20 protein-coding genes and 1 pseudogene are annotated in these 19,745 nt (G+C 61.5%); 11 read left to right on the top strand and 10 right to left on the bottom strand.

Translation table 11 applies throughout. The features are described from left to right. Positions 1 to 37: 37 nt before the first annotated feature. The 5 genes from AC3WL8_RS33510 (at position 38) to AC3WL8_RS33490 (ending at position 4,671) form a co-directional block, all read left to right on the top strand. Positions 38 to 1,018 carry a Bug family tripartite tricarboxylate transporter substrate binding protein gene (locus tag AC3WL8_RS33510; RefSeq protein WP_211979635.1) on the top strand — a complete coding sequence of 327 codons (981 nt, stop codon included), beginning with the start codon at positions 38 to 40 and terminating at the stop codon, positions 1,016 to 1,018. Between the two features lie 43 nt (positions 1,019 to 1,061). After that, complete coding sequence (locus AC3WL8_RS33505; protein ID WP_013952098.1) at positions 1,062 to 1,745, top strand: RraA family protein; 684 nt, start codon at positions 1,062 to 1,064, stop codon at positions 1,743 to 1,745. Beyond that, on the top strand, positions 1,742 to 2,677 hold the full coding sequence (locus tag AC3WL8_RS33500; RefSeq protein WP_492379722.1) for a hydroxyacid dehydrogenase: 936 nt from the start codon (positions 1,742 to 1,744) through the stop codon (positions 2,675 to 2,677). The genes AC3WL8_RS33505 and AC3WL8_RS33500 overlap by 4 nt, the downstream gene beginning before the upstream one ends. 92 nt (positions 2,678 to 2,769) lie before the next feature. Beyond that, entirely contained in the window at positions 2,770 to 3,735 is a 966-nt protein-coding gene (locus AC3WL8_RS33495; protein WP_211979633.1) for a Bug family tripartite tricarboxylate transporter substrate binding protein, read from the top strand. A 12-nt stretch (positions 3,736 to 3,747) separates the two neighbouring features. Then, entirely contained in the window at positions 3,748 to 4,671 is a 924-nt protein-coding gene (locus AC3WL8_RS33490) for an SMP-30/gluconolactonase/LRE family protein (protein ID WP_013952095.1), read from the top strand. A 98-nt stretch (positions 4,672 to 4,769) separates the two neighbouring features. Here AC3WL8_RS33490 and AC3WL8_RS33485 read toward each other — a convergent pair whose 3' ends face one another. Beyond that, complete coding sequence (locus AC3WL8_RS33485) at positions 4,770 to 6,038, bottom strand: patatin-like phospholipase family protein (protein WP_049800632.1); 1,269 nt, start codon at positions 6,036 to 6,038, stop codon at positions 4,770 to 4,772. 718 nt (positions 6,039 to 6,756) lie between these two features. Here AC3WL8_RS33485 and AC3WL8_RS33480 point away from each other — a divergent pair. The 4 genes from AC3WL8_RS33480 (at position 6,757) to AC3WL8_RS33465 (ending at position 9,347) form a co-directional block, all read left to right on the top strand. Then, positions 6,757 to 7,455: a hydrolase gene (locus AC3WL8_RS33480; RefSeq protein ID WP_013952093.1), complete on the top strand. Its 699-nt coding sequence runs from the start codon at positions 6,757 to 6,759 to the stop codon at positions 7,453 to 7,455. Between the two features lie 214 nt (positions 7,456 to 7,669). Next, positions 7,670 to 8,398, top strand: a complete 729-nt coding sequence (locus tag AC3WL8_RS33475; protein WP_013952092.1) for a YoaK family protein — start codon at positions 7,670 to 7,672, stop codon at positions 8,396 to 8,398. Between the two features lie 12 nt (positions 8,399 to 8,410). Further along, the gene (locus tag AC3WL8_RS33470) at positions 8,411 to 9,010 is read left to right on the top strand and encodes a TMEM175 family protein (protein ID WP_013952091.1); all 600 of its coding nucleotides are present in this window, start codon (positions 8,411 to 8,413) and stop codon (positions 9,008 to 9,010) included. Then, positions 9,000 to 9,347 carry a phospholipase D-like domain-containing protein gene (locus AC3WL8_RS33465; protein WP_249221163.1) on the top strand — a complete coding sequence of 116 codons (348 nt, stop codon included), beginning with the start codon at positions 9,000 to 9,002 and terminating at the stop codon, positions 9,345 to 9,347. Before AC3WL8_RS33470 ends, AC3WL8_RS33465 begins: the two co-directional genes overlap by 11 nt. 136 nt (positions 9,348 to 9,483) lie before the next feature. On the opposite strand, the gene AC3WL8_RS33460 is transcribed toward AC3WL8_RS33465, so the two are convergent. Beyond that, positions 9,484 to 9,978: an SgcJ/EcaC family oxidoreductase gene (locus tag AC3WL8_RS33460; protein WP_013952089.1), complete on the bottom strand. Its 495-nt coding sequence runs from the start codon at positions 9,976 to 9,978 to the stop codon at positions 9,484 to 9,486. A gap of 540 nt (positions 9,979 to 10,518) precedes the next feature. On the opposite strand from AC3WL8_RS33460, the gene AC3WL8_RS33455 reads away from it, so the two are divergent. Beyond that, positions 10,519 to 10,872 (top strand): hypothetical protein, encoded by a 354-nt coding sequence (locus tag AC3WL8_RS33455; protein ID WP_211979632.1) that lies wholly within the window; start codon positions 10,519 to 10,521, stop codon positions 10,870 to 10,872. Between the two features lie 124 nt (positions 10,873 to 10,996). Here AC3WL8_RS33455 and AC3WL8_RS33450 read toward each other — a convergent pair whose 3' ends face one another. The 5 genes and pseudogenes from AC3WL8_RS33450 to AC3WL8_RS33430 form a co-directional block, all read right to left on the bottom strand. Then, positions 10,997 to 12,412: an efflux transporter outer membrane subunit gene (locus tag AC3WL8_RS33450; protein ID WP_492379721.1), complete on the bottom strand. Its 1,416-nt coding sequence runs from the start codon at positions 12,410 to 12,412 to the stop codon at positions 10,997 to 10,999. Further along, a pseudogene (locus AC3WL8_RS33445) lies at positions 12,399 to 14,143 on the bottom strand (efflux RND transporter permease subunit). The gene AC3WL8_RS33450 and the pseudogene AC3WL8_RS33445 overlap by 14 nt, the downstream one beginning before the upstream one ends. Positions 14,144 to 14,147: 4 nt before the next feature. Further along, on the bottom strand, positions 14,148 to 14,591 hold the full coding sequence (locus AC3WL8_RS33440) for an efflux RND transporter periplasmic adaptor subunit (protein ID WP_492379720.1): 444 nt from the start codon (positions 14,589 to 14,591) through the stop codon (positions 14,148 to 14,150). Between the two features lie 10 nt (positions 14,592 to 14,601). After that, a complete protein-coding gene (locus AC3WL8_RS33435) occupies positions 14,602 to 15,375 on the bottom strand; it encodes an efflux RND transporter periplasmic adaptor subunit (protein ID WP_492379719.1) in 774 nt (257 codons plus the stop codon). A 54-nt stretch (positions 15,376 to 15,429) separates the two neighbouring features. Then, positions 15,430 to 16,623 carry an MFS transporter gene (locus AC3WL8_RS33430; protein ID WP_013952082.1) on the bottom strand — a complete coding sequence of 398 codons (1,194 nt, stop codon included), beginning with the start codon at positions 16,621 to 16,623 and terminating at the stop codon, positions 15,430 to 15,432. A gap of 170 nt (positions 16,624 to 16,793) precedes the next feature. Here AC3WL8_RS33430 and AC3WL8_RS33425 point away from each other — a divergent pair, with 170 nt between their 5' ends. Continuing rightward, complete coding sequence (locus tag AC3WL8_RS33425) at positions 16,794 to 17,252, top strand: winged helix-turn-helix transcriptional regulator (RefSeq protein WP_238553114.1); 459 nt, start codon at positions 16,794 to 16,796, stop codon at positions 17,250 to 17,252. A 126-nt stretch (positions 17,253 to 17,378) separates the two neighbouring features. Here AC3WL8_RS33425 and AC3WL8_RS33420 read toward each other — a convergent pair whose 3' ends face one another. From AC3WL8_RS33420 to AC3WL8_RS33410, 3 genes are all read right to left on the bottom strand, one after another. After that, complete coding sequence (locus tag AC3WL8_RS33420) at positions 17,379 to 17,780, bottom strand: cupin domain-containing protein (RefSeq protein WP_211979629.1); 402 nt, start codon at positions 17,778 to 17,780, stop codon at positions 17,379 to 17,381. A gap of 107 nt (positions 17,781 to 17,887) precedes the next feature. Continuing rightward, positions 17,888 to 18,868, bottom strand: a complete 981-nt coding sequence (locus AC3WL8_RS33415; RefSeq protein WP_249221162.1) for an alpha/beta fold hydrolase — start codon at positions 18,866 to 18,868, stop codon at positions 17,888 to 17,890. A gap of 497 nt (positions 18,869 to 19,365) precedes the next feature. Further along, positions 19,366 to 19,745, bottom strand: a 380-nt coding sequence (locus tag AC3WL8_RS33410) for a LysR substrate-binding domain-containing protein (protein WP_492379718.1), incomplete at its 5' end; no start/stop codon positions are given.

Raw genomic sequence — 19,745 nt, 5'->3', positions numbered from 1 at the left:
ATCGGAATCACAACGAAACCGAGATTCGGAGACAGTAATGAAGGCAATTTCCCGTCGCTGCATATTCGTGCTTGCAACAGGTCTGGTTCTGGCGTCCGCCACGACCCAAGCCGCGCCGCAGTACCCCACCAAGCCCATCCGGGTCATCGTGCCTTTTCCCGCCGGCGGGGGCACGGACATCATTTCGCGAGAAGTCACCAATACGGTTGCCAAGTCGACCGGCTGGGTCTTTGTGGTGGAGAACAAGCCAGGGTCCGGTGGCAACCTCGGGGTGGACGCGGCAGCCAAGGCGCCGGCCGATGGCTACACCATCGTCATGGGGCAGACCAGCAACCTTGCCATCAATCCCTCGCTGTATGAACGGTTGCCATATGACCCACTGAAGGATCTGACACCCATCAGCCTGGTGGCATCCGCGCCGCTCGTGCTGGTGACCCATGTCAATTCGCCTTACAAGACGCTGAAGGACGTGATCCAGGCGGGCAAGGCAAAGCCCGGCGCCATCAACTTCGCCTCTCCGGGCAACGGAACGGTGGCGCACCTTGGCGGTGAGCTGCTTCAAACGACCGCAAAGGTGAAGTTCACCCATGTCCCTTACAAGGGCGCAGCGCAGGCGGTCAACGACCTGATGGGCGGACAAGTCGATCTCTACATGGCCTCGGTGCCTACGTTGCTCGGGCATATCAAGAACAACCGGATGCGGCCGCTCGCGGTGACGTCTCCCAAGCGTTTGCAGGACCTGCCTCAGGTGCCGACCGTGGCCGAGTTGGGCTATCCCGGCTTTGATACCGCGACTTGGTTCGGCTTCGTCGCGCCTGCCGCGACACCGAAGGACATCGTGGTGCGCCTGAATACCGAGTTCAACAAGGCGCTCAAGTCTCCGGCGCTTGCCACCAAGCTGGACGAGCAAGGTGCATCGGTGCTGACTGGCACGCCTGAGGCGTTCAGTGCGCTGATCAAGCAGGACATCGGACGCTGGGCATCGGTCATCAAGGCCTCCGGCACGAAGCTGGATTGACGCCCTTATCTACCCATCTATTTCATATTGCCTGGAGTCCATCATGACCTTGCCCAACATCATCAAATCGTTTGAGCGCGTGCCTGCCGAGATCGTGGCGCGGGCTGCCAAGTTCCAACCGGCGATCCTCTCCGATGTCGGCGGACGCCGCGGTGCGTTGCATGGCCGGATCAGGGCCTTGCGCCCGAGCATGAAAGTCGCCGGGCCCGCCTTCACTGTCGAGGTTCGCCCCGGTGATAATCTGATGATCCACGCAGCGCTGGCGCTGGCGCAGCCGGGCGATGTTCTGGTCGTCGACGGCAAAGGTGACCAGACCTCTGCGCTGATGGGAACGATCATGATGCATGCCGCTCGCCAGCGCGGCCTTGCTGGTGTCGTCATCGACGGCGCGGTCCGCGACAGCCTCGAGCTGGAGGAAATGCAGTTCCCGGTCTTTTCGGTGGGCACGAACCCTAACGGCCCCACCAAGGAAGTTGGCGGGCGCATTGGACACCCCATTTCTGTTGGTGGCGTCACGGTGAACCCCGGCGACTACATCTGCGGCGATGCCGATGGCCTGGTAGTGGTGGAGCGCGAGAAGATTGAAGCCTTGCTCGATGCCGCGGCAAAGAAGGAAGACGCGGAAGCCCAGCGCATTGCCCAGATCAAGGAAGGCAATACCACCGCGCCCTGGCTGCTGGCATCGCTGGTGACGGCGGGCGTCCTGAAGCAGGGAGAAGCACTGTGACGAACAAGCAAGTCATTATCGTCACGGGTGCCGACCTCGCGCCGGAAGCCCTCGCGCTGTTGGATGACCATGAGATCGTATTCGCGGGGAAAACGCCCAAGACCGCCGATATTGCAGCACTGGCAAAGGAGCACAACCCGGTCGGCATTATCGTGCGCTACGGCAGCATAACCGCTGAAGTCATGGACGCCGCACCAGCCTTGAAAGTGATTTCGAAACACGGCACTGGAACTGACACCATCGATAAAGCCGCCGCGCAGGCGCGCGGCATCAAGGTGGCCGCCGCGGCCGGGGCCAATGCCGCCGCCGTGGCTGAACATGCCTGGGCGCTGATCCTTGCGTGCGCCAAAGCTGTTCCACATCTCAACGATCGCATGCGCCAATGTCATTGGGACAAAGCAACTTACAAGGCCGTCGAACTGAACGGTTGCACGCTCGGTATCGTGGGGCTCGGAGAGATCGGCCGCCGCGCCGCCGTGATTGGTGTGGCGATGGGCATGCATGTCACCGCTTTCGATCCTTATGCGACGACGGTCCCGGAAGGCGTAACGCTTGTCGACCTGCCTCGGCTGTTCAGGGAATCGGACGTGGTGTCGCTGCACTGCCCATTGACGGAAGAGAACCGTGGCATGCTGAACCGTGAAACACTGGCGACGTTCAAGGACGGCGCGATCCTCGTCAATACGGCACGAGGCGGACTCATCGACGAGCCTGCACTGGCCGAAGCCCTGCAGAGCGGCAAACTGTATGCCGCTGGCCTGGACAGCTTTGCCGTGGAACCGATGCCCGTGCCGCATCCGTTCCGCGACATTCCCAACCTGATCCTGTCGCCGCACATCGGCGGCGTCAGCAACGCGGCGTACGTGAACATGGGCGTTGGGGCAGCAAAGAACGTCCTGGCGGTGCTGCAAGGCGTGGCTACGCCGGCCTGACCGACGCACGGCTGCGTCATCAACTAGAACAGAAGTGTCGCGGGAGGACCCGACGGACAGTTAGGTCTCTCCCGCAGCACAAGGAGACAAAGGTGTTTTCTCGAACAATTGGCTGCCTGGTGGCAGCAACGACGCTGCTTGTCAGCCTGTCCGCCGTGGCGGCGTACCCGGACAAACCGGTCCGCATCATCGTGCCGAATCCTCCCGGCGGCGCCGTCGACGTCGTGACGCGCAAGGTCGCACAGAAGCTCACCGTGCAGACGGGGCAGAGCTTCGTCGTGGAGAACAAGCCGGGCGCGTCCGGCACGATCGGCACGTCCCAGGTTGTCAACGCACCCGCCGATGGCTACACGCTTCTGGCGAACGACAACTCCTATACCACGCTCCCCTATGTCTTCAAGAAGCTGAACTGGGACCATCAAACAGCTCTGGTCCCTATCGCGCCGTTCGCATTTTCGCCGGTGGTGCTTGGCGTCAAGGCCGATTCGCGCTTCAAGGACCTGGCTTCCCTCGTCAGCTATGCCAAGGCGCATCCGGGAGAGGTGACGTTTGGCACCGGCGGCCCCGGTAGTTCGCCGCATTTTGCTGCCGAGGCGTTCCAACAGGCCGCAGGTATCAAGCTGATGCATGTGCCGTACAAGGGGGCTGGTGAGGCCATGGTCGGGCTGCTGTCCGGTAGCGTGGATCTGCTGGTCGTGTCGACCCCGACCGCGCTGGCGCCGGTCAAGGGTAATCAGATGCGTCTGCTGGGCATCAGTGGAAAGACCAGGGTGGATGTGTTCCCGAGCGTCCCTACGTTCGCTGAAGCTGGTGTACCCAACTTCAGCCTGTTCAACTGGTCAGGCCTTGCCGCGCCAAAGGGCACGCCGAACGATGTCATTACGCGCCTGCAAACGGAAATCCAGAAGGCGCTCCAGGCGCCCGACATGAAGACGTTCCTTGCGCAGATGGGGTCGCAGCCAGGCAACCTGGACAGCCCCGCGTTCGCGCAGTTGATTCAGCGCGAAACCGCACAATGGGCAACGGTTGCGCAAAAGGCGCATATTGAGAAGCAATAACCAGGAGCGGCGATGTTCCTACTTCAGCAACCGGCCGTACGCGATGCACAGGTGCTCACGCGGCTTCCGGAGTCGTTCCGTCGGCACGACCCCGACAACGCGTGGGCGCATGCCAATCGCGGCGGGGCGACGATCGACTCATTCCTGGAGGGGCCGGTCTGGGCCGATGGTAATCTCTGGGTGACGGACATCCCCTACGGTCGCATTTTCCGTGTTTCGATGCAGGGCGACTGGGAGCTTGTTGCCGAGTACGACGGTGAACCGAATGGCATGAAGCGCCTGGTCAGCGGTGATTTCCTGATCACTGACTATCGCAACGGCCTGGTGCGTCTGTATGCAAAGTCGGGAACCGTAACCCCGTTTCTTGAGCGTAGGAATTCGGAACGCTTCCGAGGCGTCAACGACCTGACCTTCGATTCGCAGGGCAATCTCTACTTCACTGACCAGGGCCAGACCGGCTTGCACGATCCGACCGGCCGCGTCTATCGGCTGACGCCCGACGGCAAGCTGGACGTCCTGCTGGACAACGCACCGAGCCCGAACGGTGTCGTCCTCTCGCCTGACGAGAAGGTGCTGTTCGTCGCGATGACCCGCGGGAACAGCGTATGGCGCGTGCCGTTGCAGGCCGACGGTTCGGTCAGCAAGGTCGGGCAGTTCTTTACCTCTTACGGCCCGAGCGGCCCCGACGGTCTGGCAATGAGATCGGATGGCCATCTGCTGGTGGCGAATCCTGGACTTGGTTATGTCTGGGTGCTCAACCATCGCGCCGAGCCTGTGGAGGTGATTCGTAGCCCCGGCGGCACATCGCTGACCAATCTGTGCTTTGGCGGCACCGAGGGCACCACGCTATTCATGACCGAGTCGACCACCGGGACGATTCTGTGCGCCGACATGTCGGTGGGCGGTGCACCGGTGCACGGAGGACGGCTGGCATGAACGGAATATCGGGCGTTCTCGCCATGCCGGACACCTCCGCCAGAGCGCCGCGGCCGAGCAGCAAGAACGCGGCCTCACCCACGCCGCGTGCCGCGGGACTATCGCGCCTCGGTCGATTCGCGCTCGAACTCACGGATCACCGGGTTGCCAAGGATGGCATCCCTTCCCGCCTCGATCAGGCGATCGACGTCCTTCTCGGGCAGACGAAGTCTGGTCGGCAGATCGTTCAGACTTGCAGCACGCTCCTTGTCGAGGGCCTCAAACGAGATCCGCGTGACGAAGAATTCGACTTCATCGCACCGCCAGCCTGGGCGGCGTGCAGCGATCTCCTGCTGCCGGGAATGCGGCATCCCACACCGATACGCCACGAGGTCGTCGCGCCACTGCCGCATCATGGGAACGAAGGCGTCATAGCTCATTCGAACGTTGGTCGCCATTGCCGCGTCGATGGCCGCGCTGGCGACTTCGATTCCGGATGGGCCACCCTGGCTTCGGTTCCAATCGCCGCGCGGGCCCTGACCGGCGTCAACAACGATGAAAAGCAGCCGCCGCACATTGATCGCGTCGTTCTCGCTCATGGGACCGTAAGCCGTGCCCAGCAGCAGACGCGTTTGCAAAATGGTGGCCAGGCCGTAGTTGTCGGTCACCCCGCCGTCGACCAGCTTGATGTACTTTCCCTTTGAAGTGTCCCGGTGACCGCGAACGGCGGTTGCCAACGCGCCAAGCAGCAGCGATTGCCCAGGCCTCTGGACGTGGTCAAGGCTCGGCAGCGGTGCACTACAAGCCTCGGGATATTTTTGAAGGACGATCGGTGCGAAGAAGAGCGGGACCGCCATGGATGCGGCGACGGCCTCGGAAACGGGAAAGCTCGCGAGATCACTGCATAGCGCATCGAATGCCAGCTGGCTGAACGGGAACGCGACCCGGTAGTAGACGTTTGTGGCGTTGATCCAAACGATTGGCTTGCCGCGGCGGAACATGTCGGCGTACGTCGCGCCCTTGAACACGTCTTCGTCGAGCCATGTCCGGAGATCTTCCCGATCGTTGAGGCCCCCCGCGAAGAGGCGCGCAAGGTTGACCGGATTCAGCAGACTGAAGCGAAGTCCCGCCTCTCCGTCCTTCAAGAGCACTGATCGAAAGGTCGCCAGGCTGTCCTTGCCGTGCAGACCGTAGTACGCCGCGGTGATGGAGCCTCCGGACACGCTGCTGATGAACGCGATGTCGTCGAGCAGGGACGCGCCCCCAGGACTTCTCATGGCGTCGAGCCCCTGCAGAGCGCCGAAGGCGAAGGCTGCGGCTCGCGTGCCACCGCCAGAGAACGACATGGCGACGGTTGTCTGGCCGGCGATGTCGGTGGGTTCGCGCAAGGCCGCGGATGCGCTGCCAGCCGCGGCCTGAGGCAGATTGCGCGGAGCATTGTGAGGAAGCGACCCGCAGGCACTGAGTCCCGCAAGTAGAAGCAGCATCAGAGTGCGGTAGGCCCTGCCGCAGGCGTGTCGCTCTCTCCCTGCCCCCCCCACTCGCCAAGGCAGGCCGCTCTTGCGGCGAAGAGTGTGGTCATGTCGAAACTTGCACATTGGACTAGGTCAGGAACGGGTTCGGCGTGGTGGCGGCCCGCAGGAAGGGAAGGTCGAGTTTCGTTGCCGCCAGGACCCAGTGTGTCCGGGTCCCTCGGAATATTACGGCATCTCCATGGGGGGCCGCACGACCCGCAGATGGCGCCTGAGTAGCTTCGGAAGAAGGTTGGAGGGCGGGCGAAGATCAATCCGGTACCGAATGCTAACTTGACCGACTTTGATTGGTTCGTTTGGTGCCACGCCGCTAGCGGTCATCTTCAATCGACTCCAAGTTATCGGAGCCGCCACGCTCGCGAGTTCCAGGAATCAAACCGCTCACCGGAGCCAGGATCTCACTCCACAGATCATCAAATTTTTTGAACTATATTTACAATTCAGGCTGGCTGTTTCCGCACTTTCCTTCGTTATAGTTCTTCACATTGATGGCGCGACAACGCAACAGAGCGGACAAAGCGTCGCCACGCAAAGAACCCAGAATCATTGAATAAATTTCATCTGAGAGAGCACCATGTCGAACGCCAAACTGGAAGTCCTGACCCCGCGCAACAGCCAACTGATCATCATCGACCACCAACCCCAGATGGCTTTTGGTGTGCAGTCGATGGACCGCCAGACCATGAAGAACAACGTCGTGGGCCTGGCCAAGGCAGCGAAGATCTTCGATGTGCCGACCACCATTACCACGGTCGAAAGCGATTCATTCTCCGGCTATACCTACCCCGAACTGCTCGACGTCTTCCCCGGCAAGAAAACGCTCGAACGCACCTCGATGAACTCCTGGGACGACCAGAAGGTGCGCGACGCGCTGGCCGCCAATGGCCGCAAGAAGATCGTCGTGGCCGGCCTGTGGACCGAGGTCTGCAACACTACCTTCGCGTTGTGCGCGATGCTTGAGGGCGACTACGAGATCTATATGGTGGCCGACGCATCGGGCGGCACGACCAAGGAAGCCCATGACTACGCCATGCAGCGCATGGTCCAGGCAGGCGTGGTGCCCGTGACCTGGCAACAGGTCATGCTGGAATGGCAACGCGACTGGAAGAACCGCGAAACGTACGACGATGTGATGGCCGTGGCCAAGGAACACTCGGGCGCCTATGGCATGGGGGTCGACTATGCCTATACGATGGTCCACAAGGCCGCGCCACGCACGGCAACCACGCACGAATCGCTGGCTCCCGTGCACGCGCCGGTCGTCGAGCGCTGATGCATGTCTGCCACCAGTCATCCCTCGGAGCGCACAAGATGATTCCAGGTCGAAGCGTAGCCAACGGCGCCCTCCTGCTGGGATGCTGGCTGGCCATCAGCACGTCCAGAGTAGCGGCGGCAGCGATCGTCGCCAACGCACTGATCGCATGATCGCCCCCTCCGCGGGGGCCTTCCCCCGCGGGCATGCCCCTGCTACAGGATGGATCTCAACCATGAGCGCAAACGTCAACGCATCAGACAATACAGAAACAAACGAAAACCCCAGTCTCTGGGAAATATGCAAAGCACCAATCCTTCTTACTATTGTGGGCGGCGCCATCGACACGATTGGCTTTATTGCGCTGCTGGGCTTCTTCACCGCACACGTCACCGGAAACCTCGTGCTCGCGGGAGCGGCATTCGTCAAAGGTGGGGCCGGCTTATGGATTAAGCTCGGCGCCATACCACTCTTCATTGTCACTGTCATCATCAGCAAAATGCTGATTGACCGCAACCAGCGGACCCACCAGACCCACCAGACCTTAGGTTGGCTGTTTATTGCTGAAGCGACCTTCTTGCTGGGTTTCATGGTCGCCGGCCTGTATCTCGAACCGTTCGATAATCCGGATGGCGCGGGCCTTGCTTTGACTGGAGGCCTCGGCCTTGTCGCGCTTGCCGTCCGAAATACTGCCAGCAAGACACTGATCAAGTACATCAGCCCCAGCACCATGATGACCGGGAACACCACCCAGTTGGGTATCGATCTGTCGAATTACCTGCGTGCCAGGACACGCACCAATTTCCAGGATCTTCTCAAAAGCGCAAGTGTTGTGATCGGCTTTGTGATCGGGGCTTTCCTGGGTGCATCCCTCTATGTGACGATCGGATTCTGGAGTGTCCTTCCATTTATACTTCCCGTCGCATATATGGCGCGCATGGCATTTCGCAACCAATTCAGATGAGTGAATGACATCATGAGCATCAGCACAAACAGGCTTGAATCATTCAGCGATGGTGTCATTTCCGTAAGCTTGACACTCATGTTGTTTCAACTACAGGTTCCGGAAGGCTTTTCGCTTAAAGACATCCTTAATAATTCCTCTAATTTTTTCGGCTATGTACTAAGTTTTGTTTACGTCGGAATATACTGGAACAACCATCATCACCTGTTTAAAGTTGCCCGTGGAATTAACGGCAAAATTATGTGGGCGAACCTCCACTTGCTGTTTTGGCTAAGCATGATTCCATTCACCACCACCTGGACCGGAAAGTCTGCCTTCGCGCAGACACCGACGGCAATGTATGCATTTGTCCTGTTCATGTGCGCCGTCTCTTACTCACTGCTCACGAGACTCATCATCAAGTATGACGGCGAACATTCCGCACTTGGGCAAGCCATCGGAAACGACCTCAAAGGGAAGCTCTCCATCCCTATCTACGCATTAGCGATCCTGGCCAGTTTTTTCAGCAGCGTAGCTTCGTTTTTCATACTGACCTTGATGGCTGGTATATGGTTTTTTCCCGATTCTCGCATTGAAAAATATCTGCTCGGTAGCAATACCCATGAACTCTGACGGTATGGGGCTCAGGATTGAGCCAGATGTACGGGCACCAGAATACGGAGCATGCCACGCTCCGTTGGCACATCTGGAACACAAAGCAGCCATGGGCTTCGTGACCCGTAACGGTGTGGAACTGCGGACCAACGACGATTTCCACATCCATCACGACAAGACGACTATCGTCGACGGCAACACGGTCGAAACGGGCTCCTTCAATTTCGCGCCGTCCGCCGAGACCGCCAACTCCGAGAATGTGGTCGTCATTCGAGACATGCCGGAAGTTTCACGCCAGTACATCGAGCATTGGCAATCACGCTGGGATCTCGGGAAGGCATATCCCACATACTGACTGGCGCCAGCTTGTAGGATCGCCGCGACAATCGGGCTCTTCCCGGCCAGTTGCTGCCGGTGATGTTCGCGCTGCCAGCGGCAGCAATACACGGGAAGAAGCCGCTCGCCGCCATTTGTCAAAGTGGCTAGGCGGTTTACTTTGTTGGCGCAGCAGGTGCTGGTACTGCGGACGAGTGATGATCCACAATCAGCCATCGCCCGTTGCGATACCGATAGACAAAACTGAATCGCGCAGGACGACTCACCGGCTTACCAGCCGCGTCGACGGCCGGTCCAACGAAGGTATATGTGCCGGTGTTGATGGCCATGTCATCATGCACACGGATACGTTGCTCACCAAGGATTCCCTTGTAATAGGGAGGCGCCGTACGCAGGAAATTGAAATACTCGCGAACGCTCTCAGGATTGTCACGAATCGTAGGAGACGTGGTGCCCCACAGCACGGCCTCGGGGTCGTACAGTGCGAGAACTTGTTCCTGATTGTGGCTGCTCATCGCGTCGATCCAGGCGCGCGTCGCCGCGGCAACCTGCTCTTTTGCGACATTGTCATCAGTTGTGGTCGTTGCACAAGCCGACAGTACTGTGCTGAGGACAAAAACAATGCTTAACGATGCTGAGCGAGCGGACATGCTGGGTCCCTTTTTGTACGTTACCAATCGATCCGTATCGTGCCGTAAGCTCGCACTACCAGCTTCGGTTTGTACGGAACGTATTTCGTACGGTTGTACACGTCGAAGTTACCCGCCCTTTTGCAGCGCGTCAATTAAACCAAGCAGACGAAATAACGCTATCGCGCGAGGGACTTCTTCGTTTTAACGTCCGCAATCGCGGCATTGCTGCCGTCGGAAGTTCGAAGCTTAACGGCAGCAACGGGTCGAGTACGGCCTTGGGCTAGCTCGCTAGCACCACGGCAAAGAGCAGCACGCCCTTCCCCACGCGCAATCCGATATTCAGGTTGACCAGGAACGACGACGCGGAACGGACGCCGCTGATCTCGCGCGGGAGGCAAAGCCGCTGCTCCTTTGCCTTCGGGCCGCGGTTCAGCCCCGCTGGAATCGCAGGCGCGGTCCTGACACGGGCGCATCCATGGATGTCGGTTCGAAAGTGAACGGAAGCGGGCGAGAGGCCGATGCAGACTTATCTCCCTACTGTGCCGCTGGGGAATCCTGATGTGCACCCACCTCCCTTTGCTTCCAGCTTTCGCCGCGCTGATCGTTGCCGGGTGTAACACGGCGCCAATTCCGCCAGGCAAACCGGTTGATATCCCCACCGCCCTGCAACAAGTCGCCGCCGGACTGTGCGCATTCAAGAAAGATGCTGAGGCAAGAAAGCAGGGCTCCTTTGACTCGGTCACCGTGGAGCTCGACCTGACCATCGATGGCGCGAAGGACCCGCCGGTGGCTGTGGCACCTGACATTCAGTTCATGCCGACAGTCAGCTATGGACAGACCATTTCTGTAACCAAGGGAAGCAAGCTGACCCTGACGCTGAAGAATGTCGATGTCTGCGACATGTCCAAGTGAGCTAGCAAATTCTAAGTCGGCGACTTCATCCGAGCTCTATGGGTTGGCTTAGATGCCACTAACCGAATTCCAATAGAGCGCCGTTTCTACCCAGCACGGAACGGTGACCGCTGGCGCAACGAGTTTAGTGGGTATCTTCTTCAACCTCCCAACCACCGCCCGCAGCAGCGAAAATTCGCACGAGGTTCGTCCGCAGGCTCGCATCGGACGTAGCCCGTCGCGACTCTGCGTCGAGAAGATCACGTTCGGCCACCAACACGTCCAGCAAGCCCACATAACCGAAACGGTACTGCGCTCGCGCCAGTTCGGCCGCGCGCCGATTCTGGGCCACGCCCGCTGCGAGCAACGTGTTTCTCGACTGCTCGTTCAGGTAGGCCGACATCGCGCTTTCCATGTCCTCCAGTGCATCGAGCACTGCCTGCTGGTATGCCAGGAAGGCTTGCGTCTGCCGCGCATCGGCAGCGTCAATCTGTGAGCGGATGCGACCGAAATTCAGCACCGGCTGCACCAGCCCGATGCCGATCCCCCACGGCGTTGACGAGAACGGCGTGGCGTCCTGCACGCCGAACAGCGCGCTTAGCGAAATCTTCGGGAACAGTTCTGCGACCGCCGCCTTTCGTGCGGAGATCGAAGCGGCGAAGCGTCGCTCCGCCACCCGCACATCCGGCCGCGTGGCGATCACTGAGGCCGGGGCCGAAACCACGATACGCCCGTCGAGCGGCGGCTGCGGCGCTGCGGCCACCTCCTTCAGGTTGCCCGGCGTCCGACCGAGTAGCGCGGACAGCCGGTTAGCCGCGGCGTCCCGCGCAGCCCGGAGCGACGGCACGCGTGACTCGGTCGTCGAAGTCTGCGCGGCCGCGCGCTGCACGTCCAAGTTGCTCACCAGCGCGCCGCGCAGCTGGGCTTCCACCAGCTTCAGCGTCCTGCGCTGCGTCTCCAGGTTGCTGGTCGTCAGTTCGATCTGCCGGTCCAGGTTGCGCAACTCGAAGTAGGTGCGCGCCACCTCCGCCAGCAGCGCCACGCGCACGGCCTGCTCGCTGGCTTCGGTCGATTGGAGGATCGCTGTCGCTTGTGCCGTGCGGGCCTGGTTGCGGCCAAACAGGTCCAGTTCCCATGCCGCCGATAGGGCCACCTGGTTCACCGTGACCGACTTGTCGTAGGTCAGCAGCCCGCGATTTCCGCGCTCGCTGCTCGCCACGGCGGTTACCTCCGGGGCCAGCGCAGATTGCGCCTGCAGCCGCGCTGCCCGCGCCTCTTCTACCCGTGCCCGCGCAATTCCCAGCGACTTGTTTCCGGCAATCGCCTCACGGATCAGCGCCTCCAGCGCGGCGTCGTGGAAATGCGACCACCATTGCTGGTCGACCTGTGCATCGTCGTGGCTGACGACTAGGTCGGCGTCCGCCTGCGCGGGCGCCAGTGTCTGCCAGCGCGGCGCGACGTCGACACCGGAGCTTTGCGGCCCTACCGGGCTCGTGCAACCGGCTACGACAGCCGCAGCGGCAGCAAGGACCGAGGCAGCCAATCGCTCAAGCTTCAACATGCTTCTGCACCATTTCCTTCCGCGTGATGCGCTTTTCCAGGTTCCGGATCAGGACATAGAAGACCGGCGTCAAGAACAAGCCAAAGAACGTGACGCCGATCATGCCGAAGAACACGGCCACTCCCATGGCGTGGCGCATCTCGGCGCCGGCACCATGTGACAGCACCAGCGGCAGCACCCCCATGATGAAGGCGATCGACGTCATCAGGATCGGCCGCAGGCGCAGGTGCGCAGCCTCGATGGCTGCCGCAAGCGTGTCCTTGCCCTGCATTTCCAGTTCTCGGGCAAACTCGCATATCAGGATCGCGTTCTTGCAGGCCAGTCCTATCAGCACAAAGCACCCTATCTGCGTGAAGAGGTTGTTCTCCCCGCCGGTCAGCCAGACCCCCGCGATGGCCGAGAACAGGCACATCGGGACGATCAGGATGATGGCCAGCGGCACGAACGGGCTTTCGTACTGCGCGGTCAGCACAAGGAACACCAGCAGAATGCAGATGGGGAACACGATCAGCGCAGTGTTGCCGGCCAGGATCTGCTGGTAGGCCAACTCGGTCCATTCAAAGGCCATGTCGCCCGGCAGCGTGTCATTCAGGATGCGCGTGATTGCCGCCTGCGCCTGTCCGGTGGAGTAGGCGGGTGCCCCGCGCGCCAGGTCTGCAGGAAGACAATCACCACCAGCACGATGGCTTCGAGCAGCGTATGGATAACCGCCTTGATCGAATCGTGTACGAACGTCGTCGGGTCATAGGCAATGCGGTACTCCAGGCCATCGGGGAAGTGCTTGTTCAGTTCGGCCATCTTGGCGCGGACGTTGTTCGAGATGTCGATAGCGTTCGCGCCCGGGGTCTGGAAGATCACCAGCGCCAGCGCCTGCTGGTTGCCGAGGAGCGCGCGCAGGGCGTACTCGCTCGCGCACATCTCCACGCGCGCTACGTCCCTGAGGTAAGTGACCACGCCCCCCTCGCGCTTGACGATGATGTTCTCGAACTGGTCCAGGTCGGCCAGGCGGCCCTGCACGTTCACGGGCAACTGGATCTCGACGTTGTCCTTGTACGGCGGCCCGCCCACTACGCCAGCCGCCACCTGGATGTTCTGCTTGCGGATCGCGGCCACTACCTCGTCGGGGTTCATGTTGCGCGCGGCGATCTTCTGCGGATTGAGCCAGACGCGCATCGCATAGTTGCCCGAACCGTACAGCTTGATCTGGCCGATGCCGGGAATCCTGGACAGTTCGTCCTTGACGTTCAGCAACGCGTAGTTGCGCAGGTAAAGATTGTCATAGCGGTCCGACGGCGAGATGAGGTGGACGACCATCGTCAGGTCCGGCGAACTCTTGACCGTGCTGACGCCGAGCTGCCGGGTCACCTCGGGCAGGCGCGGGAGCGCTTCGTTGACGCGGTTCTGCACCAGTCGCGCGGCGAGGTCGGGGTCCGTGCCAAGCTTGAACGTGACCGTCAGCGTCAGCACGCCGTCGCTGGCAGCCTGCGAGGACATGTACAGCATGTTCTCGACGCCGTTGATCTGCTCCTCCAGCGGCGTGGCCACGGTTTCGGCGATGACCTTGGGATTTGCGCCGGGGAACTGCGCGCGCACGACCACCGACGGCGGCACGACTTCCGGGTATTCGGAAATCGGCAGCTTCGGAATGGCCAGCACACCGGCAAGGAAGATAAGGATTGAGATGACCGCCGCGAAGTTGGGCCGGTCGACAAAGAACTTAGACAAATTCATGCGACTACTCCGCCCCGCGTGGTGCCGTCGACGCGGCGGTCTTCACTTCGTCTTCAGCCAGTTCCTTCGGCGTAACTGTCGCATCGGGCTTCGCGAACTGCAGCCCGCGCGCGATCACGCGCTCGCCTGGCTTGAGGCCGCTCGCGACCACATGCCTGCCGTCGAGCCCCGCGCCGAGCGCGACTTCCCGATAGGCCACCTTGTTGTCCTGGCCAACCACGTACACGAACTTCTTGCTCTGGTCGCTGCCGACGGCCACGTCCGGCACCACCAGGGCCGACGTGTCGCCACTGCCGGCCAGCCCGATCGAGACGAACATGCCCGGGACGAGCGCCCGGTCGCGGTTCTCGAACTTCGCCCGCGCGCGGATCGTGCCGCTGCGGGTGTCGATCTTGTTGTCGAACGTGTAGATCACGCCCTGGTAGATGCGCTCCGTATCGCCCTGCACGCGGGATGTGCTACTCCTTATTCTGGGTCTCGGCATGGCGGCGGATAGACTGGACGTAGGCCTGTTCGTCGACGTCGAAGTCGGCATAGATGCCGTCATTCGACACGATGCGGGTCAGCACGGGCGCATTCGCGCCGGGCTGGACCAGGTTGCCGAGGGTGACTTCCGCCCGGCTGATGCGGCCGGCAATTGGCGCCTTGACGTAGGCATAGTCGAGATTGATCTCGGCCTGGCGCAACGCGGCTTCGGCCGCCAGGACGGCCGCCTTGGCCATGCGGTCTTCGTTGGTGCGCTGGTCGTGCAGGCTCAGCGGGATCGCCTCGGCGTCGATCAAGCCCTTGGCACGCTCACGCTCGGCGGCTGCGAATTCGGCACGCGCTCGGGTCGACGCCAGTTCGGCGCGGGCACGGGCCACGGCGGCCTCGTAGGGACGCGGGTCAATGACGAACATCACATCGCCCGCCTTCACCGTTTTCCCGTCGCGCACGCGGACTTCCACGATTTTTCCGCCCACTTCGGGCCGGACCAGCGCTTCGTCCACCGCATTGAGGCGGCCAGAGAAGTTGGCCCAGACGCGCACGTTCTCGGGCGCCAGTGTCTTCACCAAGACCTCGGGCGCGGACGCCGCCGGGGCTGTTGCCGCACGCGTGTCCTTCAATGCCATCGTTGCGACCAGCGTGCCAGTCGTCACGACCAGTACCGCACCTGCCAATAGCCACCGCCGCCTAGCGGCCCGGCTTTTCTGTCTGCCATGCTCTGCTGCCCAATCCATCGATTGATTCATCCGTGATTCGATCCACTCACGCGCCGCGCGCCTGTCGGGGTTCGCTCCTCAGCTTCAGCGCGCCGAACCGGACGTGGCGCCGCCCACGCCGGTCGGTCGCACTTCCGGCCGGGCGATCCGCTGTCGCGCCCATTCGGCGACAAACAGCGCCACTACCAGAAAGACCGCACCCACGAGGCCGAGGGCATGACGGTCGAACCAGGCGATAGCCGCGCCGCCGATGACGCCTGACATCGATACGCCGATGTAGATTGCCGCCGAATTCAGCCCCAACAACAGCGGCGCGGCAGCCGGCGTGATACTGATGAGCCGGTGCTGCTGCGGGACCAGCACACCCCAGCCGCACACGCCCCAAACAATGAGTGCGGGAACGGCGCTCGCCAGAGATGCCGACGTCAGGGGCAACAGCGCGAAGTCGATGACCAGGGCGGCGATGGCAACGTTGATGATGCGGCGGCTGCCGTAGCGATCGGTCAGGCGGCCGGCGGCGAGATTGCCGGCGGTCGCCGCCACACCCCACAGCAGCAATAAGGCCGCCAGCACGCGTGAGTCGCCACCAGTGGCGCGGTCGAAGCTCAGGGCGATGTAGGTGTAGACGAGGAAGAGGCCCGCATAGACCATCCAGGTGGTCAGCAGCGTCAGCAGCACGCGAGTGTCCGCCAGCGGTGCGAGCCGGCGCGACAGACTGATGGCCGGCGGCGTCGGGATCTCCGGCAGGCGCCAGGCCACGCCCAGCCCGGCCAACGTGCCGACGGCGGCCACGAACCACATCGTCGCCCGCCAGTCCAGCGCACCGCCGATGAAGGTGCCCAGCGGCGCGCCTAAAGCCGTCGCGCTGGACAGCCCACCGATCACGATGGCAAGCGCCCGTCCACGCTGCTCTGGCGGCACCAACGACGCCCCTGTGGCGGTCGCGGTCGGACTGAACATCGCCGCGCCGAGGCCCGCGATCAGCCGGCTGGCCAGCACCAATTCGATGTTCGGCGCCAGGGCGGTCACCACATTGCCCACCACGAACACGGCGAGCCCGGCGAGCAGCAACCGCTTGCGCGGCCAGTGGGCTGCCGCCGCGGCGATCACGGGCGACAGCAGCGCATAGCTCATCGCATACAGCGTGACCATCTGCCCGGCCAGCGCCACGGATACGCCGAGCGAGGCCGAGACCTGCGACAGAACGCCGGCAACAACGAAGCTGTCCGTGCCAATCGCGAACATGCCGCTGGCGAGGACGATAAGACGTCTATCCATGTGAGAGTCCTTCGCGGCACACCCGGCCGCCTATTGAGGGAATTGCAGGACCACAGCCCGCGTAAGTTTCTTGATGAAACTTACGATAGCGCATTAAGTTGCATGATGCAACTTAATCATCTATGATTGCGCTTATGCACCGTAAAACTTTCACAGGAATGAACTGCTCCGTGGCAGGCGCCCTCGAGCAAATCGGCGAATGGTGGAGCCTGCTCATCGTGCGTGAGTGCACGTTGGGGACGACTCGTTTTGACGACTTCCAGCAACGCCTCGGGATCGCGCGAAACGTGCTGACCACGCGACTGAACACGCTGCTCGAGCATGGAGTGCTGGTGAAGGTGGTGGCGGAGGGCAGCGAACGGCGCACCGAGTACCGACTGACGGAAAAGGGAGAGGCCCTTTATCCGATCATCGTGGGGCTAATGCAATGGGGCGACGAATGGTGCAGCTCGCGAAAGCCCATCCGCCTCGTCGAGGACAGCACCGGCAAGCCGGTCGAACCGGTCAGCCTGCGCGTGGGTCCGCGCACGCTTGGCTTGCGCGACGTGCGTCTGGAAGCCGGCGAGGGTGCGACGGCGCAAACGGCCGAGATCATCGACGCCCGCAATAAGGCCATACTCGGCAAATAATCATCCAGTCACTCACATCTTGGCAAGGCCTCCGCGTCGCGCGGGCCCGGCGGCCGCCGCACACCAGCGGCGCGTTTCGCCATGCGGTCCGGGGTTGTGGTACTTCGCGCGCCCGCTGCCCTCCCCCTACTTGCCAGGCACGACGAGTGGGGCGCCCTTCGTGACGATATAGGTCGCGAGTTCTGACGCCTGCCCTGTGCCGACGTTCCTAGCTGAATGTGGCGTGCCTGCGGGAATGAATAACGACTCGCCCGCGTTGAGCCTGACCGGCTGTTGGTCGGCAAGCTGGTACTCAAGTGTCCCCTGCAGCACGTGGGCGATCTCTTCGCCGGGGTGCGAGTGTTTCGGTGCGAACGCGCCGCGGTCGAAATCCACGCGGACCTGAATGCCTTCCCGACCCGGGACGCTAAGGTCGTGGCTGGCCAGATCGGTTCGATGGACTTCAGGCGTCTGTGCCTGCGCGCTGTGGAGATGCGCGGCAAGGCTGGCGACGACCAGGGCACCCATCGTGATTCGGACGATATTCATTTCACTTTCCTTGATTGTCTTTCGAAGCGAGCAAGCGATTCGTGCGGGGCCGGCTGGCTGCATCCGCAACGATTCATCGCGTGTGAGAGATGCTGGAGCGGCCTCGCCTACTCCGCGTCGAATGCGGCGCGCACCTCTGAAATTGTCGCGGCCTTGTCCTGGAGATGCGGGTAATGGCCGATGCCGGGCAACAGCTTCAGATTCAGATGCGCGCGGCTTGCCAGCTCCTCGCCCATCTCCTTGCGAATGTAGATGTCCTTCTCGCCCCAGATCACCATGACGTGCGTTTTCAACTTGGCCAGGTTCGCTTCGAAATCGTCCTGGTCGCGTGTGAACCGGGTGTAGTACTGATAGAACGCGTCAGCAGAGGTCAGTTCACCGTTCTGCCATCCACGGGCCATGTCTGCCTTGAACTCCGGCGAGACTTCATAGTGTGAGGACTCGGGAAGCCCACGCGTGAATGCGTTCTGCAGGATCTCGTCGCGGGTCCGGTTGAACGCCGCATGCACAGCATCCGCGGTGGCGGGATCCTTGAGCCCCTGCAGTCGCTCCTGCATGAACTGCGGACGGTTGAACGGTGCAAAGTCGCCAACAATGATCCGTCTGGCGATGGCTGGCTCATTGACGGCAGCCATCAGGGCGGGCAGCGCCCCGATATCGGTCGCGTAGATCACCAGCCGCTGCTTATCGATTCCGGTCGTGGAGATGTAATCCACCAGCACCTTGGCATAGTCCCTGGGCGCATAGGAAAACTTGTCCACGCCGGGACGAGACGATTCGCCATAGCCGGGCCAGTCGAAAGCGTGAACCTCATAGTCCTGGCCCAGGGAAGACGCCACGTCTTTCCACGCGTAGAGCGTTTCAGGAAATCCGTGCAGAAACAAGACCGTGCCTTTAGCGCGCGCATTGTGCACAACCAGACGCCTTAGCTTGATATCGGGATTGACTTGCACGAACCCGATCTCGGGCGTCGTGTTCGGCGTTGCCGCGTGTGCGTTGCCAATGAGCAATGTGGCAACCAGGGCGGCTGCAGGACCGGCGGCACCTGTGAACCGAAGCGCGCTGCGAACCGTGGTTTTCATCGTCATGTCTTTCACCATTTTGCTTGACCTGCAAGCACCCAAACCGACGCGGCGGGTTTCTGTTGCATATGCAGCATTGAAGAATGGATTTGTATTCCTACTGTAGTGAATCGCCGGGGCCAACGTATTTGTTCGTACCTGCCGCTGCCATCGATACGTTGGCATACAAAAATCCCTCAGTGTGCAGTTCTACGTCTGCTCAAATGCAAATGCCCATCGTCAAGTTGCACGCGAAGTGGTCGGCCTCATAGTACGCAGCTGAAGGCCTCAGGATCCATCTCGGGCATTGAGGCGATTTGTCCGGCGCTGACACGTTCCGTGACAAATCAGGACAGACCGCAATACAGACGGGACACAAGCCCTGTCTTAAATGGGTTTTGATGCAATTAGCTATGTTGACCGCCAGAATGGCTGCATATGCAACTCAATCACCATGAAGACTTCTGACTCCAGCACCGCAAAAAAGGACAGCGCAGGCAGTGAAATCCTGCGGAGCTGCCTGCTTACCCGTACCCGTCAGATTTCCCGTGTGCTGACAGCAATCTATGGCCGCCCTGCGCAAACATCGGCATGTCCCGCAGGATATGTTCGAGCAACTTGAGCGCCGCCGCCGGTAGCGGCCGTCCGGCCTTGGCCAGCAAGCGCGCCTGGGTGCCCCTGAACAGCGGATGATCGATCGGCACTACCGTGAGCGTGCCGGCAGCGATTTCGCGATACGCGGCGAACTCGCCGCCGATCAGCGTCATGTAGTTTTCGTAGGCTACAAACTGCTTGAGCGCCGTCAGTGAATTGGTGACCAGCGTCGCCCGGATCCTGATGTTCTCCGCGAATTCGAGCATCTTGGCGGCGTGCCCGACGCCGAAGGACGCCGGCATCATGGCCA

This window comes from Cupriavidus sp. FW305-F7, from assembly GCF_058782875.1.
Note: the sequence above shows the minus strand (reverse complement) of the source record. Positions and strands in the feature narration are given on the sequence as shown.